Here is a 6,815-nt window from a genome sequence, read left to right as displayed (position 1 = left end):
GTGGTCGCGTAGACCAGGTGCTGACCGTTGTACGGCGCGTGCGTGAAGTCCTTCAACGACACCCAACCCGACCGCGGCTGCGCCAACGCACCCGTTGACGACCACCGGTACGACGATGGCAGGTTGCAGTTACCCGACGGCGGCGGCGTAGTCGGCGTCGGGTTCGTGCCGCCGTCGACGCGGACAAGCTGCCACTGCTGGTTGGCGCCGTTCCAGTCGTCGTACTGCACGATGTTCCCGCCGTCGGCGGTCGAGGCGCCCTGCACCTCCATCACCTTGTTGCTGTTCCGGTTGATCAACCGGACGTAGCCGCCGTCGGAGTCGGCCAACCGGAACTGCTGGTTCGCCCCGTTGTGGTCGGCCCACTGCACGATGCTGGCGCCGTTGGCGGTCGACCAGTTGTAGACGTCCAGCACCTTGTTGGACAGCCGCGACTTCAACCGGTAGTAGCCGCCGCCCGAGTCCACGAACTGCCACTGTTGCTGGTTGCCGTTGTTCCGCGACCACTGGGTGATCCGCGCGCCGTCGTTCGTAGCCAGGTTGTACACGTCGAGGGCCTTGCCGCTGTTGCGGTTGACCAACACGTACCAGGCGTTGGTGTCGACCGTCGCGGCTGCGGCGGGTGTCGACACCGCCACTGCGGCGGCGCTACCCGCCACCACCGCTGTCACGCCCGCTGCGGCGACCCGCAGCAACCACCTACGCTGCCGCGCGGGCGGCGGGAGAGCGGGAGATCTACCAAAGGCAGACATGTTCCTCCTTTATTGACCGAGAGCCGACCGGTCCGCCCGAGGATGGGCACACCGTCGAGCATCTGCGCCGTCAGTGTTAGCGCTAACATCAATGTCGACGCGTCCCCGCACACGCCTGATTTGCCGGCCGGACGAAGCAGGCTCGCCCGGTAAGCCGTAGGCATCGCCGTCCTTGACCATCGACTGTGGGCGATAACACGTCGTTCGTCAAGACGTAATGTTCCGGAATCACGAGGCCGTGACGTTCCCGAATTATCGGACACCTGACCTGCTACCGCCACGGCACAGCCACTCACCGACCGCCTGCGACACCCACACCGCCCCGGCCGGCCGAACTTCCCACCGAGCACCCCACCCGCCAGCATGGTGACGCTAACATCGATGTCTACCCATCCGCCGGGAGACTTGCAGGGGTGCGTACGCCAGCCGGTCGGGCACCCGCAGGCACCCGGGTCGGGCTGGGCGGGTTCGCGGCCGGGGCGGCGGTCCAGGCTCAGCCGGCACGGCCCTACGACGTGGCGCCCAACATCTTCCCCAGCAGGCCGGAAAGCAGGCGCTGCTCCTGGTCGGTGAGCAGCGCCAGCCGCTCGGACGGGAACTCGAACGCGCCCCGGACGACGCGGCGCACGTCACGCCCGGCCGGGGTGATCGACACGAGCTTGATCCGCCGGTCGTCCGGGTTGGGCGTCCGGGCCACCAGGCCGCGGGTTTCCATTCGGGAGACGAGCTGGGTGACGTTCGAGGCGTCGCACTGCAGCTCCGAGGCGAGTTCCCCCATCGGGCGGCTGTCTCCTGCGAGGTGTTCGAGCAGGCAGGCCTGTGCGGCGCTGAGCCCGGCAACCTGCGCCGCGCGGTCGTAGGCTGCGTCGTAGGCGAAGACGAGGTCCCACACCTGCTGGGCAAGGGCGTCCGCCACCTCGGTCATGAGCACAGATTAGTTGACTCCCTCAGGTAACGCTGCTTTAGTGGGTCGAGAAACTTTAGTGAATCAATCAAAGGGTGGTTCGACGTGAAGAGTCCGAGCTCGGTGGGGGCCGGCACGCCCCGCGTGCTGGTGACCGGGGTCCGTGGCAAGACCGGGATGCCGCTGGCCAGACTGCTTGTCGCGCGGGCGGGCGTCGACGTGCTCGGCGGCAGCAGCAACCCAGGTTCGGTCGACATCGACGGTGTCCGCCCGACCGCGTTCTCCTGGGACGACCCAGCCGGGTGGAAGGCGGCGACCGAGGGCGTGGACGCCGTTTACATCGTCCGACCGGATCGTGCGGACGCGCCGGACCTCATCGCCGCGCTGCTCGACGAGACACCCACCGGAGCCCGGATCGTCCTGCTGTCCGAGCAGGACGCCGACTACATGGGCGCCGACGGATGGGCACCGCGCGCCGAGCGGGCGGTACGTGACAGTGGGCACGCCTGGACGATTCTGCGGCCCAGTTGGTTCATGCAGGTCTTCATCGACCCGCGCTTCTACCTCAACCCGATCGCCGACGGGGAGTTGCCGTTCTCCAGCGGTGGCGCCAGCCTGGCCTGGATCGACGCGCGGGACATCGCCGCCGTGGCCGAGCGAGCGCTGCTGAACGAGGGGCACGCCGGCCAGGTGTACGAACTCACCGGCCCGGAGGCGCTCTCGCTGCCCCGCACCGTGGAGCTGCTATCCGGCGCGGCAGGTCGTACCGTGACCCTTCGCGAGCTGACGATCGACGAGGCCGTGGAGGGGACCACCGGCTTCGAGCGGGAACTCTTCGCGCTGACCTTCGAACGCGTACGGGCGGGCAGCTTCGCGGAGGTCACCGACTCCGTCGAGCGGGTGACCGGACAGCCCGCGCGGAGCCTACGGGCCTTCCTGGCCGACGCCGGGCCGCCGTTCGCGCAGGCGACCTGACACAGCGGTCGGTGCCCGCCGGCGAGCGCGGACGGTCAACGGCCGGTAAACCCGTCGATCTGCTCACGCAGGATGTCGGCGTGCCCGGCATGCCGAGCGGTCTCCTCGATCATGTGCACCAGGACCCACCGTCGCGACGGTGGCAGGTTACGGCCGGGTGGTCGCGGGGCGTCGAGCGTGAGGTCGGTCCAGGTCTCGATGACCTCGTTGGCCTGCTCGATCGTGCGCCGGTAGTCGGCGAGCAGGCTCTCGACCGTCTCCTCGCGGGTGGGTTGCATCGTACGGCGCAAGTTGTTGATCGGTTCGCCGAGAAAGTAGAACCGCTCGACCTTGGTCACGTGCTTGATCAGGCCCAGCAGGTTGGTGCCGGACGGCACGCCGCCGGCGCGTACCTGTGGTTCCGGCACATCCGCCACCTTGCCCGCGATGGAGTTGCGCAAGTAGTCGAGAAACCCGAGCAGGGCGGCCTTCTCATCGCCGCCGGTCCACGGGGGGCCGACGTCCTTCACCCGCCGGCTCATGCGCCCGCTCGCTCGATGAGCAGAACGTTGTCGGTGATGATGGCGGTCCGTCCGCCGGGGCCGGTGGCTCGTCGCTGCGGCATGTCGGCGCGGAGCACGATCCACTGCCCGGGGTCGAGGGCGAGCTCGGCCGCGACCTCCGCGGGCGTCGGGTAGTACGCGTCGGAATCCTGATTCCAGGACCACGGCGCGGTGGAGCCGTGGTCGACGATGAGGAGCCGACCGCCGGGACGCAGCGCCGCTGCGGCGGTACGCAGTACCCGGTCGCGGGGCATCGCGTAGGGGGTGTGCAGGTACTGCGCGGACACGAGATCGAACGTCCCGCTCGGGAAACTCCGGGCCAGATCGTGCGCCTCCGCGGTCACCCTGTCGCCGTGGCCGAGTTCGTCGGCCTGCGCCCGTACCCGATCGACGGCGGTCGTGGAGATGTCGACGGCGGTGACCTGCCAGCCCCGTTCGGCGAGCCAGATGGTGTCACCGCCGGCTCCGCAACCGAGATCCAGAGCCGTGCCGGGGTGCAGCGCCTCGACGGTCTCGACGAGCAACGCGTTGGGACGCCCGGCTCCGGCCCGCCTGCTGCGGTAATGCCTCTCCCAGAACATCTCGGCCTCGGCTGGCCGGGGCACTGCCGCCGCTGTTGCGACCATGGCCATCACCTCCGCAGCCAGCATCACCACCGGGCTTGCCTGCTTGCAAGGAAAATTGCGGATCCGCAAAATGGGGACATGGGTGACAGCGCAGCGGACGTCCTCGCCGGCGTCGGGTCGCGCCTACGGGCGCTACGACGGGGACGAGGCATCACACTCGGCGTGCTGGCGGCCGAAACCGGCCTCACGACCAGCACGCTCTCCCGCCTGGAGAACGGGAAGCTCCGTCCGACACTGGAGCAACTCCTGCCGTTGGCACGGGCGCACGGCGTACCCCTGGATGACCTGGTCGCGGCACCCCCCACCGGCGATCCCCGCATCCATCTGCGGCCGGTACGGCGGAACGGACTGACCGTAATTCCGCTGACCAGACGGGCCGGCGGTGTGCAGGCGTACAAGGTGATTTATCCGCCCGCGGGGCGGGCGGTCACGACGAAACCGCAGACCCATGACGGGTACGAGTGGTTCTACGTACTCAACGGCAGCGTCCGGTTCGTGCTCGGCGATCAGGAGTTCCACCTCAGCGCCGGCGAGGCCGCGGAGTTCGACACCCGGACACCGCACTGGATCGGCAGCGCCGACAGCCAGCCCGCCGAACTGCTCACCCTCTTCGGCGCGCAGGGTCAGCGAGCCCACCTGTCAACGACTCCCGGCGAAGATCCACCGCTGGCCGACGAGGTGCACTGATGCCGGGCCCGACGAATGGCTACGGCACCTTCGGGCCACCTCGTTCGCGGCGGCACCGGGCCTGGACGTGGAACCGCGGCCCCGGCGACCATCGTCCCCGCTCGACCGGTCGCGAGGGTGACCCGGCTGGGAGATCGCGCGCCGTCAGCTCGTCGGCAACCGCCGCCGGATCGCCGGCCGGTGGGTAGGGAGTGCCACCGAGTCGAGGTCGGCGACGACGGCGTCGAGCAGCCGGTTGATTCGTGGTTCCCCGTCGGCGGTGTTCCGCAGCTCGTCGATGATCATCGCCAGGTAGGTGTCGAAGGTGGGGTGGTGCGCCAGGACCCGTACCGTGCCGTCATCGTCCCGCACGACCCCGACCGGATCGGGCCGTGTGGCGAGCCGGCGGAGCAGGTCGTGCGCCTCCTGGACGGCGCGTACGGCGGTGGTGACGTCGTTGGAGGCGGGGGAGAGCGCCCGCGCGGCGATGTCCGCCAGTTGGCGGAAACCGAACCCCACGTCCTGGCCCGGTGTGCGCTCGACGTCGATGGTGACCGAGTTGGCGACGCGTTCGGCGGGCAGTGACCGGGGCTTACCGCTGGGCAGCCGGTGGCAGTGCAGCAACGGTGCCCCGGCGACCACGAAATCTCCCGGCGCCGGTACGACGGTGATCGCGCAGTCGTGCTCCCTGGCCAGCCGGGCCAGCAGGGCGAGGTCGGCGCTGGTGACCAGGCCCGCCGCAGCGGCCGGCACGACCTGCACCACCTCGCCCATGACCCGGGCCGGCTCCGCGCGGTCCGGCACGTGCCGGTCGATCGTGCGGCGGGTCTGCGCGCCGATCGCGACGATGATGTGCGACACCCGCATCACCGTGGTGATGTGGTGCAGGTAGTAGATGAACATTGCGGTGCTGGCCAGGACCAGCGACATCGACACGGCGAGCGAGAGTTCGGGCAGCCGCTCGCTGTCCCGGGCCGGCAGCGCGGCCAGCACCACCATCGCGAAGAGGAACGTCGCGACGAACGTCCCGAGCGTCGACTGGATGACCCGGTCCTGAAGGAACGTGCGCAGCACCCGCGGGGAGTACTGACTACTGGCCAGTTGCAGCGCCACGACCGTGATGGAGAAGACCAGCGCGGTGAACGAGATCATCGCCGTGATGATCGACGACAGCAGGGACCGGGCACCCGCGGGGCCGCTGGGCAGGATGCTCTCGGCCGGCAACCGCAGCCGCAGCTCCAGCACCGACAGGCCGATGGCCACCACGACAGCGCTCGCCGCGAAGAGCGCCGGGATGAGCCAGAAACTCTGCCGTATCTCGGCGAGCCGGGCGGCGGGCGTACGGGGCCGGCTCACGTCGCCGTGGCCTTGCGCTCTCGGTCGGCGCTGAGGAAGTAGGCGCCGAATGCCCCGGCCAGGGTGCCGAACACGACCACCGAGTAGATCGCGAGCACCAGTTCGACGACCTGGGCGAGTGGGTCGTCCACGCCGAGTGGTTCACCCGTGATGGTGGTCAGCGCGACGTCGTGCAGCGCCCGTCCGTACGACCGGTAGGAGCCGGTGACGACCAGCAGTTGGCCGATGCTGAGGACGACCGTCGCGGTGATGATCGCCAGCCACGCGATCCGGTCGGTCAGCAGCCGACCGGCGGAGCGCGAGCCGCGGACGGCCGCGGTGATGACGCCGCCGGCTCGGGCGGCGCGCAGGGCGGAGGCGGCCCGGGCGAAACGGAGGAACGGCACGGCCAGGAAGATGATCTGCCACCAGTTGCGTCGCCAGAACCGGCGGGCGTCATGGCGGGCCAGCCAGGCACGCAGGGCGAACTCGCCCACGAACACCGCCCACAGCACCCAGCCCAGCACGGTCAGGGCGGTGGACAGCGTGGGATGTCCGGCGAGTGCCTGCCCGAGCACGATCAGCACGAAGAGCACGCCGAGGGCGCCCATCGGCTTGTCGAGCCGCCGGGCGACGCCGTGCAGTACCGCGTCCTCCGGCGCCTGCTCGCCGTCGGTGGGCTGGCTCATCGCTGCGCCGGCCGGGCGGCCCGGCCGGGGACGGGCCCTGACGGCCCGATCGGATGTCGGCGGTCGTGGCCACGACCGCCGGACCGGTGCCGCCCGTTCACAGGTACGTCGTCCACGCGCGCTGGCTCGTGGTGCCGTCCCGGAGCGATCGGCGGGTCACGATGAGATCCTCCCGGCGGTCGTGCGGCAGAGCCGCGGTCGGCGCCCTGGCTGGACCGCTACCCGAAATCCTCGGGCGCAAACGTCGAGTTGCCGACCTCCGCCGATCGTCACAGTCACGGGCAGAGACCGTCACGGGTTCGTCGTGTTGTCCGCCGTGGTCGCCG

The 6,815-nt window shown here is 69.9% G+C and carries 8 protein-coding genes; 2 read left to right on the top strand and 6 right to left on the bottom strand.

All coding sequences use genetic code 11. The annotated features are described in order from the left end of the window. Both AB0J93_RS29665 and AB0J93_RS29660 read right to left on the bottom strand, forming a co-directional pair. Positions 1 to 752: non-reducing end alpha-L-arabinofuranosidase family hydrolase (locus tag AB0J93_RS29665; RefSeq protein WP_363925652.1), on the bottom strand; the 752-nt coding region annotated here is incomplete at its 3' end. 508 nt (positions 753 to 1,260) lie between these two features. Beyond that, positions 1,261 to 1,677: a MarR family transcriptional regulator gene (locus tag AB0J93_RS29660; protein ID WP_363925651.1), complete on the bottom strand. Its 417-nt coding sequence runs from the start codon at positions 1,675 to 1,677 to the stop codon at positions 1,261 to 1,263. Positions 1,678 to 1,761: 84 nt separating this feature from the next. On the opposite strand from AB0J93_RS29660, the gene AB0J93_RS29655 reads away from it, so the two are divergent. Beyond that, entirely contained in the window at positions 1,762 to 2,631 is an 870-nt protein-coding gene (locus AB0J93_RS29655) for an NAD(P)H-binding protein (RefSeq protein WP_363925650.1), read from the top strand. 35 nt (positions 2,632 to 2,666) lie between these two features. Here AB0J93_RS29655 and AB0J93_RS29650 read toward each other — a convergent pair whose 3' ends face one another. Both AB0J93_RS29650 and AB0J93_RS29645 read right to left on the bottom strand, forming a co-directional pair. Continuing rightward, positions 2,667 to 3,152, bottom strand: a complete 486-nt coding sequence (locus AB0J93_RS29650) for a DinB family protein (protein ID WP_363925649.1) — start codon at positions 3,150 to 3,152, stop codon at positions 2,667 to 2,669. Beyond that, entirely contained in the window at positions 3,149 to 3,799 is a 651-nt protein-coding gene (locus AB0J93_RS29645; RefSeq protein WP_363925648.1) for a class I SAM-dependent methyltransferase, read from the bottom strand. Before AB0J93_RS29645 ends, AB0J93_RS29650 begins: the two co-directional genes overlap by 4 nt. A 78-nt stretch (positions 3,800 to 3,877) precedes the next feature. Here AB0J93_RS29645 and AB0J93_RS29640 point away from each other — a divergent pair, with 78 nt between their 5' ends. Continuing rightward, on the top strand, positions 3,878 to 4,486 hold the full coding sequence (locus AB0J93_RS29640; protein WP_363925647.1) for an XRE family transcriptional regulator: 609 nt from the start codon (positions 3,878 to 3,880) through the stop codon (positions 4,484 to 4,486). A 144-nt stretch (positions 4,487 to 4,630) separates the two neighbouring features. Here AB0J93_RS29640 and AB0J93_RS29635 read toward each other — a convergent pair whose 3' ends face one another. Together AB0J93_RS29635 and AB0J93_RS29630 are read right to left on the bottom strand one after the other, a co-directional pair. Further along, entirely contained in the window at positions 4,631 to 5,821 is a 1,191-nt protein-coding gene (locus tag AB0J93_RS29635) for a DUF2254 domain-containing protein (protein ID WP_363925645.1), read from the bottom strand. After that, complete coding sequence (locus tag AB0J93_RS29630) at positions 5,818 to 6,489, bottom strand: hypothetical protein (RefSeq protein WP_363925644.1); 672 nt, start codon at positions 6,487 to 6,489, stop codon at positions 5,818 to 5,820. Before AB0J93_RS29630 ends, AB0J93_RS29635 begins: the two co-directional genes overlap by 4 nt. Positions 6,490 to 6,815: the final 326 nt, after the last annotated feature.

This window comes from Micromonospora sp. NPDC049374 (assembly GCF_040677165.1).
Classification (GTDB): Bacteria; Actinomycetota; Actinomycetes; order Mycobacteriales; family Micromonosporaceae; genus Micromonospora.
The sequence above is the reverse complement of the archived record's forward strand: the minus strand, read 5'-3'. Positions and strand labels throughout refer to the sequence as shown.